The following is a 17,751-nucleotide window of genomic DNA, read 5'->3' on the forward strand; positions in this document are numbered from 1 at the left end:
TACTCATAAATCATTAAAGATGGCTATACCATGCCATTTTAAAGGATGAATCGTCAATTTTTACCTATGAATTTTCATGGAATTATTCACTGACTAAATTTAGAAAAACAGTTGCTTGTCTCACTCCATTTTGTGAACCTTCACTGGTAATAGTGAGGGATTGAAGATTATCAAATAAAGGTTTAAAGCCTAATTCCATTACTCTAACAATGGGAAATTGACGGTTTAGATAAGGTTCTAAATCTTGCCACTGGACATATAAATAACCATTATTTTCTGATGGTAATGCCTTAATAGTAGATTGAAATTCTGAATTTTGTAATAAATTTTGAGAAGGGTTGGCTAATATATCACTCAAAACATCTACTGAGTTGGTAACAACCTCATAGGGAGCAATATCAGCATGGACTCCTTTTAATTGCGCTTCTAATTTAGCAAAGCTGTTTTCGGAGGTGGTAACTAATTTTGTCCAAGCGGTAATGGTGTTATCGGCAAGGGGTAAATCACCGACGCTTAATCCTCTGCTTTTGGCTATTTCATCGAGGTTATCGCTCAGGGAGTCGGTTTGAGTATCATTGACAAATAACCAGTTGAGTTGTTTTGTCATCTCATCAATGGAAAGGGAAAGGGCATATTCTCCTTTTACATGGGGGAATATATCTTCTCCGAAGTTTAAACCGCTGGATTGTTGGAGAGGGTTTAGGCTTTGATTAATTATTTGTTGGAGGGGGCTATTGGTTTTTAAGCCGTCGCTAATTTGTTGCCAAAATTGATCTAAATTGATGCCACTGGCGGCAAAAATACTATTTTGAGGAATGTAGTTAAGGGCGCTGGGGGGAGTTTCAAGACTGGGGGCTTGGTTTTCTTCTCCTTCTACCCCAGAAAGGGCGGTGGAGGCGATTAAACCTTGTTCATTTACTGCGAGGGAAAGGGTAAGGGTTTGTTCGATAAAATCTTCTTCAAAAAGGGGTTGATTGGTAATCCAAGCGGAAGCGGAGGGAATGTTGATATAGGCTAGGCTTACTCTGGGTTTGGTGATAGTGGCGATCGCCCTTTGATATGGTTCATAATGTTCTAGGTTTAAATTAATAGCCTGAGCATTATTGATGGCTTCGGTTAATACGCTTAAATCATTGGCAAATAATACATAGTCAGCCACGACAGCGGCAGCCACTTGTTTAATGTTGGGGTTATCTTGGGTTGGTTTTTGGTAAACGATATTTACCCCTTGATAGTCGTCAAAAATTAATTTGGCTTCGGTGGAAACAGCTTGTTTGGCGTAATAATTTTGTAAAAATTCCCTTGCTAGTTGGGAGTCTTTGTTTTTTACTACTAATAAATAACCTGGTTGGGCGCCATTTTCTCGATTATGATCTAAATCTAGGGATGTGACAGCGAGGGTGATTTCATCCCCTAACCAGTTTTTTAATTCCTGTACATCATCTACCTGTACTTTGTTTAGTAACTTTGTTCTTAGTTGTTCAACGGCTTGAAATACTTTTTTCTGCTCAGTTTTGAGGGGTAATACACCGCTGATGGTGCTTAGTTTTTCTGGATTAACCAACAATGACACCATTAAGGGTGATTGACGGGAGACAAAAATTGTCCCCTCTGGGTTATTGGTTACTCCCCCTTTGGCTAGGTAGTTATTAAATTTCTGGTTAACGGTGATGATACTGATGGTGGCAATAAGTGCGATCGCACCTAGCACAAGAATTAATTTTTTCATAGTTAAAGACAAACCCCTTCTCACTTTTCTAATCTATTTTTCCATACTTTCGGAGAATCGATCAGTTTTAATGGGGAATGGGAAATGGGGAATAGTAAAAAATCCTGCCATACTGAATCCGTAACGAATAGTGTACTAATAAAACCAACAATGGGCTTAAGCCCATTGCCAAAAACAATAAACAAATAAATCGAACTTAGTATCAATTATTAATAGTAAAGTTTTTCAATCGTAGCACCTAAAACCTATCTCCCCACATTACCTTTTAATAGCTCTAGCTTCCCCATAATTAAGAAGGTTTTCGATAGCCACAAGGCGATTTTGCCAAGATTCAACCTGTAATGGTCGTGTATTGCCATGCTCTCTGGTATAACTAGCAAATCCAGCCTTAAAACGTCGGAAATTATTTTTAGCCGTTCTTAAGTTGCCCTCCGTGGGATTATCAGCCAATTGTTGCAGGACTTTGTTAAGTTCATCGGCATTGAGAGCCCAGTTTTCTAAATACCCAGAGGCGATCGCCATTTGCTCATTGAGTAAAACAAAATTCCATTCTTGCACTAAAGCCTGATAACGTTGAGCAGCTACCTTAAAAGGTTCACGGTGAGGTAAAAACTGGGGTATGGATGTATCTGCTCCCTGAGTACGTTGGAAAATAGTTTCTAAATCAGAATCTAAATTCTCCGCTGCAAATAGAGCAAAACCAGAAGTAGGTAAATTACGCAATAGTTGCACCTGATCTAAGGCTTCGGTATCAGGAATATTGAGTAAACGAATGCCAGGAATAATTAAACTAGAGCTAGTATTTAAATTTTGATTATTCAAGGATTGTAAACGACTCTCAAAACTACCCGTATCAAGGGCATAGGTCATCAAAACCATCATATCCACAGACTGATTCCGAATCCAATCTTCCCAATTTTGTTGCAAAACATTTAAACGCTCATTTCTATCCATGGGAAACACTGCCGCCGAAATGGTTACATCAGGATCGATAGCTTTGAGGCGATCAGATGATTCTTGTACAAAAGTGTCCACCTGACGAATACGGAAACTGAGCCATTGAGACCATAACGGAGAATTAGGGGTTAAGGTTTGGGGATCAACTCCATGGATGTTCTGAAAAGCACGACGACTCCCATCGGTATAACCAAAGTTTTGGCGAGTGGTACGATCTTGGAAGGGATAGCGAATATAGTCATATTGAATCCCATCAACATCATAATTAGTGACTATTTCTTCTAGGAGTCGATGTAAATATTCTCTGGCTTGAGGATTGGCAGGATCGATAAATGCTTTCTGAAATCCGGGGGTGCGGTTAAAGGCTTGACCATCTTGATCTTTTAAAACCCAGCTTGGGTTACGACTCAACACAGGCCCTAGATAATTATCAGGTTGATTAAGTAGGCGGTTATGACCTTGGTTTGCTCCTGCAAAAATCCATGCCCAAGCGTGTAATTCCATGTCTCGCTCGTGGGCGAGTTCGATGGATGCCTGGAGGGGGTCCCATCCTCTAGTCATCGGGTTTTGTTCGGGTGCTACTCGACTAGGATAAACGGGATAACTGGCGTTGACGGTTTCAAAAAAGATGGTGTTAATTCCTGCTTGGGCGAAACGGTCAAATAATGGCTCTAAATCTGCTTTTGATTTTGCTTTGACGATAGTTCCCCTATCTAGCCAGATAGCTCTTACCTCTGATTGGGCAAAGTGACGATCCACGGGGTAGTTATCCCAAAGACGGCGACGGGCATCTAACCAATTTTGTCGGGCGTTGTTAAAGTCTCGACTGGCCAGTTCAGGAAAGTTCTGAACGATTCTTTGGGCTTCGGTGATGGCATTGTAAGCAAAAATGTTGCTATGGATTAAACTCCTTTCTCTCCCTTTTCCCTGACTTAGTTGTTCGACCACTTGAGCCATGGTAGTTTTATATGTTTCGTTTTGGGAGTCAGCTTTGATGAGAGTGTTTTCTACTCGGTGCAATAACTGATTGAGTTCTGTGACCATTTGATCTACCTGTTGCCTAGGCATATTGGCAGAAAATAGGCTATTTTGGGCGACGGGGGTAGGTTGGGGCAAATTTGAACTATTTTGGTTGGTAGAAGGGCGATCGCTCCCTATAGGTTGCATGGCAGGAACATCACAAGGGGATACCACCCCTGTCCTAGACAGTGAAGTAACATTAACTCCATAGCCTCGGAGAGAATTATTTAACCAAGCCACATCAAAATCGCTGTTGCTGATATTATCTACCCCCCAACGCCACCCAAAGAAAGTGGCGTTATTGCTACTGATTACCGCAGGGGGATTACCATTCATTGACCAGGAAGCCTCTGTTTTGACTCCTGTGTCAGTGGGTACGATAACCCCCCCCCGCAGACTACTAGACGCTAAAATATTAGGATTATTTTCAGAGTTGTTTAAAACCAGAGAAGAGGGTTGGGAAATGGGAAAACCCCAATAACCGCCAAAAATATCTCGTAGGGTATTTTTTACCTCCCCTGATGATGATTCTCCCGTAGGGCCTGAGGCAATGACTTTTCCACCACTATCTACCCAAGTTTTGAGAGCGTTAGCCTGAGCGCTATTAATACTATTAACATTGGGCAAAAATAATACCTTTACTGATGCTAAATCTTGAGAGCTTTCCCAGTCTCTGGTGTCCAACACACAGTAATTGATGGAGGCGTTATCTAATCTTGAGGTGATTTGCTCCCACTGCCCTATATTTTCTCTACTGACTACGACCCCTAACTTTGTCTCCGAGGATTGAGCCATCCTTGCGGGGGAATATACTGTTCCTCCCACGAGTAAAGTTAATCCTATTTTTGAAGCGCAAAATATTTTGTTCAGTTTCAACATTTTCTTTAAATAATCTAATTAACAATATAAGTTTTAAGAAATATTAAGCATAACCGCTCAAATATCATAGCAACTGATAATCCTACATTGCACTGGAACGTTAAGGGCGATCGCCATGGGAACAAGATAAAAAATAATCAAGAGTAATTAAACTTCCCTTAATCTTGATCATTTACACTTTATATCGTAAGCTGTTAATGCTTTTGAATATAACCATTTAATCCAACTTTTACCGTAGGTAAAAGACAATTATGGGGAGTTCAAGTTATGATAACAGATTGTTAAACCAAAAAGGTGTGAGGATTTTTTTAGCATTATGTTAAGAGAAATAAAAAATTACAAAATGGCAACTCCCGCAGTAATCGCCATGGCATTACTAGCAGGAACCAGCATCGAGTCCGTTCAAGCAAACGAATTAAATAATACCGAGTTAACCCTAGAACAAATCAGTAACTATTCTTCTGATACCAACGTTCAAGGTCAAGTTACCTCCGTAAACCAACTTAGTGACGTATCCCCCACCGACTGGGCCTACGAAGCTCTTAGAAGTCTGGTAGAGCGTTATGGTTGTATCGTGGGTTATCCCGATCGCACCTTCCGTGGCAACAGAGCCTTAAGCCGTTATGAATTTGCCGCTGGTTTAAACGCCTGTATGCAATCTATTGAGCGTTTAATCGGTACTGGTGGAGTAGGTGATGAAGATATTGCTGCCCTCAGAAGATTAATTGCTGAATTTGAAACCGAACTTGCAACCCTAGGAGCAAGGGTTGACAACCTAGAAGGAAGAGTGGCTTTCCTCGAAGATCATCAATTTTCTACCACGACCAAACTAAGCGGAGAAGTGCTTTTTGGTTTAGTAGCTCAAAACGACGAAGTTGGTGGTGAAGTCACCTTCAGTAACCGTGTTCGTTTATCCCTTGACACTAGCTTCACTGGTAGAGATAGATTAAGAACTCGTATCGCCGCAGGTAATGTTCCTGGTCTTCAAAGCCTCAGCGGTTCTGATATGACTCGTCTTAACTTCGCCCAAAACACTGGAAATAACGTAGTTTTAGATAAACTTTTCTATCGTACCCCCGTTGGTGACAGAGGAACTTTTGCGATCGGTACAAGTTTTGAATCCGATGATATTCACGAAACTTACAGCCCCTTTACCTCCAGCAGTGGTAGTGGTTCCCTTGCCCGTGGTACCCGTTATAACCCCTTAATTTTCCGTCAAAACTCTGGAGGCGGTATAGGTTTCAAATATGAATTTAGTGACCGTTTCGACATCGCTGCAACTTACCTCGCTGGTGATGCTGAAAATCCTAACGATGGTAACGGTATCTTTGACGGTAGCTATAGTGCGGTGGTTCAACTTGGCTTTAATCCTTCCGATAGTTTCGGTTTAGGTTTAGCTTATGCCCGTAGTTACTTCGCTGATGGTCCTAACCTTACTGGTAGTACGGGTAGTCCTTTCACTAACAGACCTTTTGGTAATGTTGCCACTACCTCTGATAATTTTGGTCTTCAAACTAGTTGGAGAGTTAGCCCCAATATCAATGTAGCTGGTTGGGTTGGTTTTGGTAGTGCTGATGCCCAAGATGGAAGTGGTGCTGATGCTGACCTATTTACTTGGAATGCTAACGTATCATTCGTGGATGCTTTAAAAGAAGGTGCTGTGTTTACTGTGGCCGGTGGTCAACCTCCTAAAGTAACTGGCGGAACTTTTGGTTCTGAAAGAGATAGTTCCTTTATCTTAGAAGGTCAATACAAGTATCCCATCAGTCGTAATGTTTCTATTACCCCTGGTGTATATGCAATCTTCAACCCTAATCATGACGATCGCAACGATACCGAGGTTGTAGGTGTTCTTCGTACTCGATTCACTTTCTAGTCACATCTAATTTTTTGATGACATCTCCCCTAGTCTTTTATAGCTGGGGGGTTTTTTTTGGATAGGGAACGGGGAACAGGCAACGGTGATAATATTTTAATGTCTCAATTATTGATTACTCATTATCATGGGTTTGGCTTTATGATTTTGATAGTAAAAATATTTAAATCCTATAGTAACTGTGACTAAAAAAACCACCTGGAGCGATCGCTTTGAAACCTCTTTACATCCTATCATTGCTGAATTTAACGCTAGTATCAGCTTTGATATAGAATTGATTGAATATGATTTAACAGGTTCTGTTGCCCATGGCAAAATGTTGGCAAAAACAGGTATTATCACCCCAGAAGAAGGAGAAACTCTTGTCAAAGGATTAGAGCAAATTCGCCAGGAATATCGGGCTGGAAATTTTAATCCTGGGATAGAACAAGAAGATGTCCATTTTGCCGTAGAAAGAAGGTTAACGGAAATTGTGGGTGCGGTAGGTAAAAAGTTGCACACGGGGCGATCGCGCAATGACCAAGTAGGAACAGATATTCGTTTATATTTACGGGATCAAATCAAGCAAATTCAAGAACTATTAAGAAATTGGCAACTAGCCCTTTTAAACCACGCTGAAAACCACGTAGAAACCCTTATCCCTGGTTATACTCACCTCCAACGGGCGCAACCTATCAGCTTGGCTCATCATCTCATGGCCTATGCCCAGATGGCCCAGAGGGATTGGCAAAGATTAGAACAAATTTACGATCGCACCAATATTTCTCCCCTCGGTTGTGGTGCTTTGGCAGGTACTACCTTCCCCATTGATCGCCATTATAGTGCCGAGTTATTGGGTTTTGGCTCTGTGTATGAAAATAGCCTTGATGGTGTCAGCGACAGGGATTTTGCCATCGAATTTTTGAGTGCCTCTAGCTTAATTATGGTACACCTCAGCCGTATTAGTGAGGAGATGATTTTGTGGGCTTCCCAAGAATTTAGCTTTATCACCCTCAAAGATAGTTGCTCTACGGGTTCTAGTATTATGCCCCAAAAGAAAAATCCTGATATTCCCGAATTGGTGCGGGGCAAAACAGGGCGAGTATTTGGACATCTACAGGCTTTGTTAACCATCATGAAAGGTTTACCCCTTGCCTACAACAAAGACTTGCAGGAAGATAAAGAAGGTCTTTTTGATACGGTCAAAACCGTTAAGGGTAGCTTAGAGGCCATGACAATTTTACTCTCTGAAGGGCTAGAGTTTCGCACCACTCGGCTAGAGGAAGCGGTTAATGAGGACTTTTCCAATGCTACGGATGTGGCGGATTATTTAGCTTCCAAGGGTGTACCTTTCCGAGAGGCTTATAATTTGGTGGGTAAGGTGGTTAAAACTTCCCTCAGTGCTGGAAAATTGTTAAAGGATTTAACTTTATCAGAATGGCAAGAGTTACACCCTGCCTTTGAAAATGACATTTATGAGGCGATCGCCCCTAAACAGGTGGTAAAAGCCCGTAATAGCTACGGAGGAACAGGCTTTGATCAGGTACACCAAGCCATAACAAATCTTAAAAACTTGATTAACAAGAGCCTTGATTAACAACTGTAGTTTAGACTAAATGGAAAGTGGAGCAAAGAAGGACAAGACATAAAAGAAAAATAGAGAGAAAATATAAATAAGCAAAAATAAAATCTTCTCTCTATGAACAAATATAGCAGACTGGAAAATTTCCGTCATGACACCTATGAAATGTTAGTCAAAGGTAAAGATGCCACTTTTCAATTGATGGATAGTGTTATGACCACGGAAAATGCTCGTAGTTTGGCAGATTTTTCTTTATCACCTTTTTTCCATCGGCAATGGTGTAGTACCTATGAAGCCATAAAAGATTGTCGTCCGAACAGCAACAAATTGATGAAACGATATATTCAAGAAATAGACACCTTAGAATATACATTACTAGGTATAGATCATACTCAGTGGAAGTTTGAAGATAGTCCCACCATGAAAGATAGAGGTTATCAATATTCTTCGTCATCCATCAATTCATCGGTCATAGGACAAGGATATAGCACCATCGCTTGGTTACCACCATTGAATGAGAAAGGAAGTTGGGCATTACCTTTAAGACATGAAAGAATCACATCCTTTGAAAATCCTCTGGGTAAAGCAACATGGCAACTAAGGCAAGTGTGTAGAAAATTGCCAGAAAATAAACCGAAATTGGTGGTGTTGGATTGTGAGTATGGCAATGGCAAATTTATTAAGCAAACCGCAGATATTGAAATCAGTAAGTTGATTAGAGTACGTTCTAATCTATGTCTTTATGGTAATCCTCCAGCCTATAGCGGTAGAGGCAGACCGAAAAAACATGGGGCAAAGTTGAAATTAAATCAATGTGACCATTTTCCCCATGCCCATGAAATATTAGAAATGGAAGACTCATCCCTAGGAACAATACGGATGAGTAAATGGAAAGAACTTCATTTCTACAATGCCCCTTCACAAAAGCTAACCCTGTTTAAAATTGAACGATTGAAGCAGAAAAAAACTGGTGCTTTACATCGCCCACTGTGGTTAATCTGGGTGGGAGAGCAATTTTTATCTTCTTCCAATATTTGGATTCAATACAGCCGACGATTTGGTGTGGACCACTGGTATCGTTTCGCCAAGCAAAGATTACATTGGACGTTACCCCATTTTCGCACCCCTGAGAGTTGTCAAAGGTGGAGCAATTTAATTGTCAATATTACTTGGCAGTTATGGTTATCCAAGGATTTAGTCAAAGAATATCATCTGCCATGGCAAAAACCTCAACAGAATTTAACCCCCGGAAGAGTGGCTCTGTCTATGACTTCATTATTGATGGACATTGGAAGTCCTACCCTTTCTCCTAAAAGTCGGGGAAAATCCCATGGCTGGCCTAAAGGTCGAAAAAGAAACAAAGCTAAAGTTTATCCTACGGTTAAAAAGCGTTTATCTAAGACTAAAAAAAGACCAAAAAAATAACTTTTAAGCCATTATTAAATTCATTTATAGCGTTTTTGAGCTAATCTTTGTTAGCTTACTTATTCTCTTACAATTTTTTCTTAGTCTAAACTACAGTTAACAAGAGTAATGGGGAATAGTAATTGGTTTTAATGGTTGATAGGCGATCGACAAATTAATCTATTTTGCCAAGTATCTTTTGTTAAAGCGGATTGAATAATCATCAATTATCAATTATCAATTATCAATTATCAATTATTTTTCCCCTGCTTTCACAACTAAATCCCCTTTGTTGCCAAGAATCAAGATCAATATCTGCAAGTTTGATCACCTTATCACAAGGGGGGTTAATAAATTGTCCAGCCCATGCCCATAAAAAACTGCGAGTGACATCCAATGATGTTTTTAAATCACTTTCGTGGTTAGCAGGAATGCCATCAACTTCAGGAATGCCATTGACATCCACCGCAATTCCTTGAGCCATTAAACTCATTTTTCCCATAATTCCTGCACGGGGAAGATGGGTATCAGAGGTAATCATTTCTACTTTCTTGACGCCCCACCTTTTGAGAATGGGTACAGAAAAAAAGAAATTATCAAAGGTAGAATCAGCACAGGTTTCTAACCAAGTATTATCAAGTCTTGCCCCCGCCCTCTCAAAAATCAAAAATATACAGGGATCATCAGAGCCTGTGGAAATGATAATAGGAATATCAGGATTCATGGTGGCAACTTTCGCCACATATATTTCCCTTGTGATGCTTCCTCCTAATACGAAGTAAGCGCCGATAGGTTGGGTGGCATTTTTTTGGGCTTGAAAAAGATTATCAACCAAACTGAGGGTAATTATGGTAATTATCCCCAAGGCAAAAAGTAAAATTGCTTTGAGTATTTTTTTCAGATTAAGATTACTTTTTTTAACTCCAATCTTCTTCGTCATTGGTTACTTGTTTTTTACCATATATTTTCCCTTGGGTGTGTAGTTTTCGGACGTGGGAAAAAAGTTCATCTTCCGTCATATCCCACTGTTGCAAAATTACATCTAAATCCCGCTGAATATCCCTTGCCCCTGGAAAGTTGTGGTAACGAATCCTTAACCTAGCAACTTCTGTCATGTGATGATCGGTTTTATCTTCTACGAAAATTTTTTGTACTATTACCCTATCAATGTGGGCTTGGGGATGTTGTTGATCTCTGATCATGGATTTTCGCTTAATAAACCTCTACTTCTTTGCCAAAGGTCAATTCTGGTGTTAAAAGAACCTGTGGCCAAAATATTACCGTCGGGGCTAAAGGTTAGGGTTTGAACCCAATCTCTATTGTAGGGGATAAAGGCAAGTTCTCTGGTAGAGTCAAAATCCCAAATTCTTACTCCGTCATTGCCTCCACTGGCTAGGGTAGAGCCATCAGGGGATAGGGCGATGGTACGAATGCGATCGCCATGGAGTCCATATTCTGCCACTTGTAAACGGCTTTCTAAATCCCACATTTTCACGCTTCTTTCCTCGGCACTGGTGAGAATTCTGTTGCCATCGGGGGTAAAAATTAGCCCTGTAATTCTACTGCGGTGAGGGGTAAATTCTCTAATTTTTCGGGCGGTGGTTATATCCCATAAAGTTACTTTTCCTGAGCCATCGCCACTGGCTAAAATTCTGCCTTCGGGATGAATGGCTAAGGCATAAGTAGGATTGCCGACACTATTTAAAATATAAGATAGTCTTCTAAATTCTAAGTTCCAAACCCTGATACCGTCCAATGCTCCACTCACCAAGGTTTTACTATCAGGACTAATGGCGATCGCCATTACATTATTAGCATGGCTTAATAAGGTGGTTTCATGTTCCCCTGTTTCTCCGTCCCAGATACGTATATCCGAGGCTTGACCTGTGGTAACGATGGTTTTACCATCAGGACTGTACAGAAGGCTACTGACAGCGGAACCATGGGCCCTTTGATGTTTAAATTGTCTCCCTGTTTCTACTTCCCAAAACCTCATACGAGGATCGTTGAAACTGCCGACACTAACTAAGTTTTTTCCATGAGGATCAAAGGCTAAACCATTAACAGGGGATGTATGCTCTTCTAAACTGCGTAATAATTCTAAATCTTGCCAACTGTTTGTTACATTGCCAAGGTTGGGATTACGGAAATATTTGATTTCAGTGTCATCTTGAGAAATTTCAGATTCTGCTTTATTTTCTTGGGTAAAAAAAACATTCCACGACAGGAAAACGAGAAGAAATAGGGGTAACTTTGTCAATTTCATTGCATTTTCAATGATTGGTAATGGTTAGGATAACATTTTATCTTTATATTACTTATTAACAAACAATTGCTTTTGAGATTAGCTATCATTATTTTGATTGACAGATCATTAGTTACGTTTATACTTAGGTAGTAATATATACTCTAAAACTCCCAAGGGAGAATACATATAAAATGACTAATTTAATTGACAAACCCGCCGTTTTTACTCATATTGAATCTGTGGAAAAACCTGATTATAGGATTTCTAAGGCTTGGAAGGTTGCCCCTGATGTATTTTCTAGCTTTCGCTTTGCTTGGACAGGGGTGATTTATACCTTTAAAACCCAACGTAATTTTAGAATTCATACGGCGATCGCCCTTTTAGCCATATCTTTGGGATTAATCCTTCATGTAACCATGACTCAAATGGCCATTCTTGCCCTTACCTGTGCTTTGGTGATGGTCTTAGAATTATTGAATACCGCCATCGAGTCCGTGGTAGATTTGACCGTAGGGAAACAATATCATCAGGGTGCCAAAATAGCCAAGGACTGCGCCGCAGGGGCGGTTTTAGTCAGTGCGATCGCCTCAGTATTTGTTGCCTGTTTTATTTTGTTACCCTATGGGTTACACTTAATATTTTCACTGCTATAAGGAGATCCATAGTTTGATTCTAGTTATCGATAACTACGATAGTTTTACTTATAATCTGGTTCAATATTTAGGGGAATTAAGCACTGAGTTTGCCATTGCCAAAGATCTTGTGGTTTATCGTAACGATCAAATTACCCTCGAACAATTACAAGAATTGAAACCAGATGCGATCGTTATTTCTCCCGGTCCTGGAAATCCTCAGAGTGCGGGGATTTGTCTCGAGCTTGTCAAAAAAATGGGTCAAGATTACCCCATCTTGGGAGTTTGCCTAGGCCATCAAACCATCGGCGAAGCCTATGGCGGAAAAATTGTCTCTGCCCCCAGTCTGATGCACGGTAAAACTTCCCCCATCCTTCACAACAATGCGGGGGTATTTAAAGATATTTCTTCCCCTTTTCAAGCTACCCGCTACCATAGTTTGATAGTGGACAAAAACACCATCCCCTCAGTATTAGAAATTACCGCCTGGACAGAAGATAACATTATTATGGGTATTCGACACAAACAATATCCTTGGATAGAAGGTGTACAGTTTCACCCCGAGAGCATCTTAACGGATTCTGGGTTACAATTGTTACGAAATTTCCTCAAGTCTATTGCTAAATATGATTAATCGTCGTGACTGGATGCGCCTGACAGGGGTAGGGGCTTTAACTTCCCTCCTTACCGCTAAATATTCCCCCCAAAGGGCGATCGCCCAAACCTCCTCCACAGGAGTAAATATTCAATGGCTAGGACACAGTTGTTTCCTTTTTACAGGCAATAACCTACGAGTATTATCCAACCCCTTCGAGCCTATCGGTTGTACCGCCAACTACCCCGCCCCTCGAGTCAGCGCCGATGCCGTCATGATTAGTAGTCGTATGCTCGATGAAGGAGCTGCGGGGGGACTGCCTAACAACCCTCAAATCATGGTGGAATCAGGGGTATATGAAGTAGGCGGAATACAATTTCAGGGCATCAGAACATTTCATGACCGCCAAAGGGGCAGAAGATTTGGTGACAATATCGTCTGGCGTTGGAATCAAGGAGGAGTAAACATCTTACATCTAGGAGGTATCGCTTCCCCCATCGATGTCGAACAAAGAATCTTGATGGGTAGTCCAGATGTTGCCCTCATTCCCATCGGCGGAGGCCCAAAAAACTATAACCCCCAAGAAGCCATGGATGCCATCAGGGTATTGCGCCCTAAAGTCGTGTTTCCCACCCAGTACCTCACCTCCAACGCCGATGCCAGTAGTTGTGATTTAGTACCCCTAGAAGAATTTTTGACCCTCGCCCGAGCTGAAGAATTAAACATCAGCACCATAACAGGAAATCAAACCACTATTCGCCCCCAAGACTTGCCCCAACGAGGTACTCTGATTAGAGTTTTTAGTTAAACATGACCAGTTGACAATAGGTCTGAAATAAAGATACAATGATTGATTGTGTCTCAACTCCTGTTCGGATCAGGTAAAGGCATCATAAAAAAGCAGAAAAATAACTCTGCTACCTGTACGGCAGTATATATTAGGAAAAAATTATGACTTACGCAATAATCGAAATCTGCGGGAAACAATTAAAGGTTGAACCCGGTAGATTCTTTGAATTAGATAGATTTGACCTTGAAGTAAACGAAGAATTAAACATCGATAAAGTATTACTCGTTAGCCATGAGGGAGAAATCCATGTAGGACAACCCTACGTAGAAGGTGCTTCTATCAACGGAACTATTTTAAAACATAGCCGAGGCAGAAAGGTAATTGTTTATAAAATGCAACCCAAGAAGAAAACCCGTAAGAAAAGAGGACATAGACAGGAATTAAGTCGTTTAATGATTAATTCCATCAGTCTAGGGGGCAATGTCATCGCTCAAAAAGAAGCTGAAGCAACTACTGAAGCAGTAGAAGCATAAAATAACATACACTTAAATAAACAGTACACTCTATTAAAGGAAATAGCATAATACCATGGCACATAAGAAAGGTACAGGTAGTACTCGTAACGGAAGAGATTCTAATTCTAAACGCTTAGGCGTTAAATGTTTTGGTGGAGAAACCGTAAAAGCTGGAAATATCATTATTCGTCAACGTGGTACCAAAGTTTACCCCGGAGAAAATGTTGGACGTGGCAATGATGACACTCTTTTTGCTTTAATCCCCGGGATTGTTACATTTGAATTCAAAACCCGTAGCCAAAAGAAAGTAAGCGTTTATCCTTTAGAGGCTAATTAGGTTTTTTCATCAAAATTACTGAAGTTTTATTTCAGTCATCATTAACTAAATTGGGGTAAGTTTTACTACTTGTCCCCTTTTTTTTGTAAAAATAATCGGTACTTGTAAGGATGTAGCATACCATTTGTACGAACGCAGTATGCTACCGTCCTTTACCTTTGATTAAATCTATGGTTTGGTGTTAACGCTTACTTCACCATTGACGATAGTTTGACAAGCTAGACGATAGTTATCAGGTTTTTTCTTTAGTTTTCTATTTTCAAATTCGGTTCTCGGAGATAGATTTTCCATACCTTCGACAATCTCAACAACACAAGTACCACATTGCCCATAACCACCGCAGTTGATTAATTTTCCTCTGAAGCGGTAAATATCGACTCCATTTTGTTTTGCTTTTTCTCTTAAGTTTGCACCGTCAGCGGCGACAACGTCTTTGTTTTCTTTGAGAAACCTAATCGTGGGCATTTTTCTATTTTCTCCTTATTTTTTTTGTTTGTTAAGTTTCTTATATCAATATTAAGAAATCATAAATAACTTTGACCATAAAACCAGAATTATACCAAATAAAGGTTTATTCTCCTAGGGGATTGGCTCAAAAACTGTCACAAATTTAGGTGTAAATGTTTAATTTAAAAAAGAAGCTAAGTCTGGGCTAATTTCCTCAAGAGTTTTAAGTTTGGTAAATCTAAGGGTTTAAGATGGGTAATTGTAAATGATATTTACGGTCAATTTGAATTGATTCAAAATATTAATATAATTTTTACTACTTATGTAGAATCACTATACAAGATGGAAACTAACACTATTAAACCAGAAAATAATCTTACTACCCGTTTTATTAATACTTTGTTGGATATTAAACCCCTTGCTAATTTTGCTAAGAGTCGGGCGAGAAAGATGATTATTAGTCGGGCTGAAAGTATTGGGGTTGATTGGCATGAAAATATTAATACTTTCGAGAATCGGGACTGGAGTGAGGATATGGGGGCGGTGGAAAATAAGGGTATCAGTTATCCTAATTATTATTTAAGGTGCTTTCATGCTTATGATAAGGGCAATCTGGAATGGAAGGCGGCATGGGAGTTGGAGTCGGCGGCTTATAGTGTTCATTCTACCATTTTTTCTAAGGAACCAAGGATAGAGGGCGATCGCACTTTAAGGAATAACTATCATAAGGTATTAAAGAAGGAAATTAGTGGCAATCCTGAGCATATTTTGGACATAGGTTGTGGAGTGGGTTTAAGCACCTTTGCCCTGCGGGAAAATTATCCTAATGCGAAAATTGCCGGGTTAGATTTATCCCCCTACTTTTTGGCAGTGGCAAAACATCAAGCTCAACAAAAAAATTATGATATTCAATGGCATCATAATCAGGCAGAAAAAACTGATTTACCATCAGAATCTTTTGATCTAGTTTCTTCTTTTTTAATGTTCCATGAATTGCCCCAATTAGCAGCTAGAAATATTTTAACTGAAGCCCATCGTCTAATCAAAAAAGGTGGCTATCTTGGTATTATGGACATGAATCCCCAGTCAGAAGCCTATCAAAAAATGCCCCGTTATGTGCTAACTTTACTCAAAAGCACTGAGCCATATTTAGATCAATATTTTGGTTTAGATATAGAACAAGAATTGCTTAGTATCGGTTTTGAGCAACCTAAAATTGTTACTATTAGTAAAAGGCACCGTGCGATCGTAGCCAAGAAAAAATAACAAAAAAGCAGGTCTTTTGACCTGCCTAGTTTGATTAAAATTCGGATTATATTTTCCTTTTAAACAAGAGAACTGATGTTATTAAAATTAAACAAAAACAACCAAAACAATACCTTGTTTTTAATAATTAAATAATAGTATTATCAGCGATGGAAGCATTTTTAATAACAACTACAATTCCGTTACGGATTAAAAATCCTTCATCTTCTCTGTTTGCTTCCTCAACTCGATCTTTATTGATAATTTGCACATTTTGACCAATACGAGCATTTTTATCAACGATCGCACGGCGTACAATAGAATTAGCACCGATACCAATAGGCACACCGCCATCCTTTAACTTTGCTTGTCTGACGGTGTAGGGTTCGTATAAATCAGCCCCCATAATCAAAGTATCTTCCACCACACAATTAGTTTCAATGCGAGTTCTTACCCCTAAAACACAGTGGTTAATGCGACATTCTTTGATGATACAACCCTCACCAATAATAGATTGAGTTACCTGAGAATCAAGCAACTTGGTAGGAGGTAAATAACGAGAGCGAGTATAGATAGGCGCTTTCTCATCATAGAAACTAAAAGAAGGTTGAGGCTGATTCGTCAAAGATAAATTAGCATCATAGAAAGCCTCGATAGTTCCAATATCTTCCCAATAACCCTTAAATAAATAGGCTTGGATATTGTGATCCTTCGCCGCATAGGGAATAATTTCCTTACCAAAATCAGTTTGATCAGGATTTTCGGTTAATAACTTGCGTAGTACCTCTTTCTTAAATACATAGATACCCATAGAAGCAATATAAGGTTGTTCTTGGGCTTGTTCAGGGTTTAACCCCAAAATACTGGTATCTACCGCCATTTGCTTGAGGGCATCACCCTTGGGCTTCTCGCTAAAGTCAGTGATTCTACCAGAATCATCAATTTTCATTAAACCGAAAGCCTCGGCTCTTTTTTCATCGATAGGCACTACAGAAATGGTAATATCAGCATTAGTTTTGCGGTGATGTTCCACAAATTTGCTGTAATCCATACGATAGAGATGATCCCCAGAAAGGATGATATATTCATCAATATCCCACTCATCAAAAAGCCAGATATATTGACGTACCGCATCCGCTGTACCTTGGAACCAGTCGGGATTCTCCTTGGTTTGCTGGGCTGCTAATACCTCCACAAAACCATCACTAAACCCAGAAAAATTGTAAGCTCTACTAATGTGACGATTCAAAGAAGCAGAGTTAAATTGAGTTAATACATAAATTTTTAAAATTTCTGAGTTAATACAGTTACTGATAGGAATATCAATTAGGCGATATTTTCCCGCCAAAGGTACTGCTGGTTTGGCTCTTAATTTAGTCAGGGGATACAGTCTGGTACCTGCACCGCCTCCTAAGATAATACCAAGTACTTTATTCACGCTTTTTGACCTCTAAATAATCACTTTTATAAGAAAGTTTAGGCTTTATTGGCAAAATTAACAATCTTTTCTTCTTCA

The 17,751-nt window shown here is 39.8% G+C and carries 16 protein-coding genes; 9 read left to right on the top strand and 7 right to left on the bottom strand.

The window, feature by feature from the left end; genetic code table 11:
* Positions 1 to 82: 82 nt before the first annotated feature.
* A complete protein-coding gene (locus tag A5482_RS11775) occupies positions 83 to 1,729 on the bottom strand; it encodes a DUF3352 domain-containing protein (protein WP_069791066.1) in 1,647 nt (548 codons plus the stop codon).
* Between the two features lie 258 nt (positions 1,730 to 1,987).
* Positions 1,988 to 4,585, bottom strand: a complete 2,598-nt coding sequence (locus tag A5482_RS11780; protein ID WP_446684768.1) for a family 10 glycosylhydrolase — start codon at positions 4,583 to 4,585, stop codon at positions 1,988 to 1,990.
* Between the two features lie 343 nt (positions 4,586 to 4,928).
* On the opposite strand from A5482_RS11780, the gene A5482_RS11785 reads away from it, so the two are divergent.
* The 3 genes from A5482_RS11785 (at position 4,929) to A5482_RS11795 (ending at position 9,447) form a co-directional block, all read left to right on the top strand.
* Positions 4,929 to 6,461 carry an iron uptake porin gene (locus A5482_RS11785; protein ID WP_242411981.1) on the top strand — a complete coding sequence of 511 codons (1,533 nt, stop codon included), beginning with the start codon at positions 4,929 to 4,931 and terminating at the stop codon, positions 6,459 to 6,461.
* A 181-nt stretch (positions 6,462 to 6,642) separates the two neighbouring features.
* A complete protein-coding gene (gene argH / locus A5482_RS11790; protein WP_069791064.1) occupies positions 6,643 to 8,037 on the top strand; it encodes an argininosuccinate lyase in 1,395 nt (464 codons plus the stop codon).
* 102 nt (positions 8,038 to 8,139) lie between these two features.
* Positions 8,140 to 9,447 carry an NF041680 family putative transposase gene (locus A5482_RS11795; protein ID WP_446684748.1) on the top strand — a complete coding sequence of 436 codons (1,308 nt, stop codon included), beginning with the start codon at positions 8,140 to 8,142 and terminating at the stop codon, positions 9,445 to 9,447.
* Between the two features lie 223 nt (positions 9,448 to 9,670).
* Here the strand turns inward: A5482_RS11795 and A5482_RS11800 are convergent, their stop codons facing one another.
* The 3 genes from A5482_RS11800 to A5482_RS11810 are packed head-to-tail and all read right to left on the bottom strand — an operon-like array spanning position 9,671 to position 11,692.
* Positions 9,671 to 10,366: a YdcF family protein gene (locus tag A5482_RS11800; RefSeq protein WP_069792124.1), complete on the bottom strand. Its 696-nt coding sequence runs from the start codon at positions 10,364 to 10,366 to the stop codon at positions 9,671 to 9,673.
* Complete coding sequence (locus tag A5482_RS11805; RefSeq protein WP_069792123.1) at positions 10,344 to 10,628, bottom strand: DUF3288 family protein; 285 nt, start codon at positions 10,626 to 10,628, stop codon at positions 10,344 to 10,346. The genes A5482_RS11800 and A5482_RS11805 overlap by 23 nt, the downstream gene beginning before the upstream one ends.
* On the bottom strand, positions 10,625 to 11,692 hold the full coding sequence (locus tag A5482_RS11810) for a WD40 repeat domain-containing protein (protein WP_069792122.1): 1,068 nt from the start codon (positions 11,690 to 11,692) through the stop codon (positions 10,625 to 10,627). Before A5482_RS11810 ends, A5482_RS11805 begins: the two co-directional genes overlap by 4 nt.
* 173 nt (positions 11,693 to 11,865) lie before the next feature.
* On the opposite strand from A5482_RS11810, the gene A5482_RS11815 reads away from it, so the two are divergent.
* The 5 genes from A5482_RS11815 to rpmA all read left to right on the top strand — a co-directional run bounded on the left by A5482_RS11815 (position 11,866) and on the right by rpmA (position 14,543).
* Positions 11,866 to 12,327, top strand: coding sequence for a diacylglycerol kinase family protein (locus A5482_RS11815; RefSeq protein ID WP_069792121.1), 462 nt, complete (start codon positions 11,866 to 11,868; stop codon positions 12,325 to 12,327).
* Between the two features lie 13 nt (positions 12,328 to 12,340).
* Positions 12,341 to 12,940, top strand: coding sequence for an anthranilate synthase component II (locus A5482_RS11820; RefSeq protein ID WP_069792120.1), 600 nt, complete (start codon positions 12,341 to 12,343; stop codon positions 12,938 to 12,940).
* On the top strand, positions 12,936 to 13,709 hold the full coding sequence (locus A5482_RS11825; RefSeq protein ID WP_069792131.1) for an MBL fold metallo-hydrolase: 774 nt from the start codon (positions 12,936 to 12,938) through the stop codon (positions 13,707 to 13,709). The genes A5482_RS11820 and A5482_RS11825 overlap by 5 nt, the downstream gene beginning before the upstream one ends.
* Before the next feature lie 143 nt (positions 13,710 to 13,852).
* On the top strand, positions 13,853 to 14,224 hold the full coding sequence (gene rplU, locus A5482_RS11830) for a 50S ribosomal protein L21 (RefSeq protein ID WP_069792119.1): 372 nt from the start codon (positions 13,853 to 13,855) through the stop codon (positions 14,222 to 14,224).
* A gap of 55 nt (positions 14,225 to 14,279) precedes the next feature.
* Positions 14,280 to 14,543, top strand: coding sequence for a 50S ribosomal protein L27 (gene rpmA / locus A5482_RS11835; RefSeq protein WP_069792118.1), 264 nt, complete (start codon positions 14,280 to 14,282; stop codon positions 14,541 to 14,543).
* A gap of 168 nt (positions 14,544 to 14,711) precedes the next feature.
* Here rpmA and A5482_RS11840 read toward each other — a convergent pair whose 3' ends face one another.
* Positions 14,712 to 15,008: a 2Fe-2S iron-sulfur cluster-binding protein gene (locus tag A5482_RS11840; RefSeq protein ID WP_069792117.1), complete on the bottom strand. Its 297-nt coding sequence runs from the start codon at positions 15,006 to 15,008 to the stop codon at positions 14,712 to 14,714.
* A 324-nt stretch (positions 15,009 to 15,332) separates the two neighbouring features.
* Between A5482_RS11840 and A5482_RS11845 the strand changes: the two genes are divergently transcribed.
* Positions 15,333 to 16,256 (top strand): class I SAM-dependent methyltransferase, encoded by a 924-nt coding sequence (locus A5482_RS11845; RefSeq protein WP_069792116.1) that lies wholly within the window; start codon positions 15,333 to 15,335, stop codon positions 16,254 to 16,256.
* Between the two features lie 127 nt (positions 16,257 to 16,383).
* On the opposite strand, the gene A5482_RS11850 is transcribed toward A5482_RS11845, so the two are convergent.
* On the bottom strand, positions 16,384 to 17,673 hold the full coding sequence (locus A5482_RS11850) for a glucose-1-phosphate adenylyltransferase (RefSeq protein ID WP_069792115.1): 1,290 nt from the start codon (positions 17,671 to 17,673) through the stop codon (positions 16,384 to 16,386).
* Between the last annotated feature and the right edge of the window lie 78 nt (positions 17,674 to 17,751).

Source organism: Cyanobacterium sp. IPPAS B-1200, assembly GCF_001747005.2.
GTDB lineage: Bacteria > Cyanobacteriota > Cyanobacteriia > Cyanobacteriales > Cyanobacteriaceae > Cyanobacterium.

Coding starts and splice junctions, on each gene's coding strand:
- rplU (WP_069792119.1), top strand. CDS start 13,853: ATGACTTACGCAATAATCGAAATCTGCGGGAAACAATTAAAGGTTGAA.
- A5482_RS11800 (WP_069792124.1), bottom strand. CDS start 10,366: ATGACGAAGAAGATTGGAGTTAAAAAAAGTAATCTTAATCTGAAAAAA.
- rpmA (WP_069792118.1), top strand. CDS start 14,280: ATGGCACATAAGAAAGGTACAGGTAGTACTCGTAACGGAAGAGATTCT.
- A5482_RS11845 (WP_069792116.1), top strand. CDS start 15,333: ATGGAAACTAACACTATTAAACCAGAAAATAATCTTACTACCCGTTTT.
- A5482_RS11810 (WP_069792122.1), bottom strand. CDS start 11,692: ATGAAATTGACAAAGTTACCCCTATTTCTTCTCGTTTTCCTGTCGTGG.
- A5482_RS11805 (WP_069792123.1), bottom strand. CDS start 10,628: ATGATCAGAGATCAACAACATCCCCAAGCCCACATTGATAGGGTAATA.
- A5482_RS11775 (WP_069791066.1), bottom strand. CDS start 1,729: ATGAAAAAATTAATTCTTGTGCTAGGTGCGATCGCACTTATTGCCACC.
- A5482_RS11780 (WP_446684768.1), bottom strand. CDS start 4,585: ATGTTGAAACTGAACAAAATATTTTGCGCTTCAAAAATAGGATTAACT.
- A5482_RS11840 (WP_069792117.1), bottom strand. CDS start 15,008: ATGCCCACGATTAGGTTTCTCAAAGAAAACAAAGACGTTGTCGCCGCT.
- A5482_RS11785 (WP_242411981.1), top strand. CDS start 4,929: ATGGCAACTCCCGCAGTAATCGCCATGGCATTACTAGCAGGAACCAGC.
- A5482_RS11795 (WP_446684748.1), top strand. CDS start 8,140: ATGAACAAATATAGCAGACTGGAAAATTTCCGTCATGACACCTATGAA.
- A5482_RS11815 (WP_069792121.1), top strand. CDS start 11,866: ATGACTAATTTAATTGACAAACCCGCCGTTTTTACTCATATTGAATCT.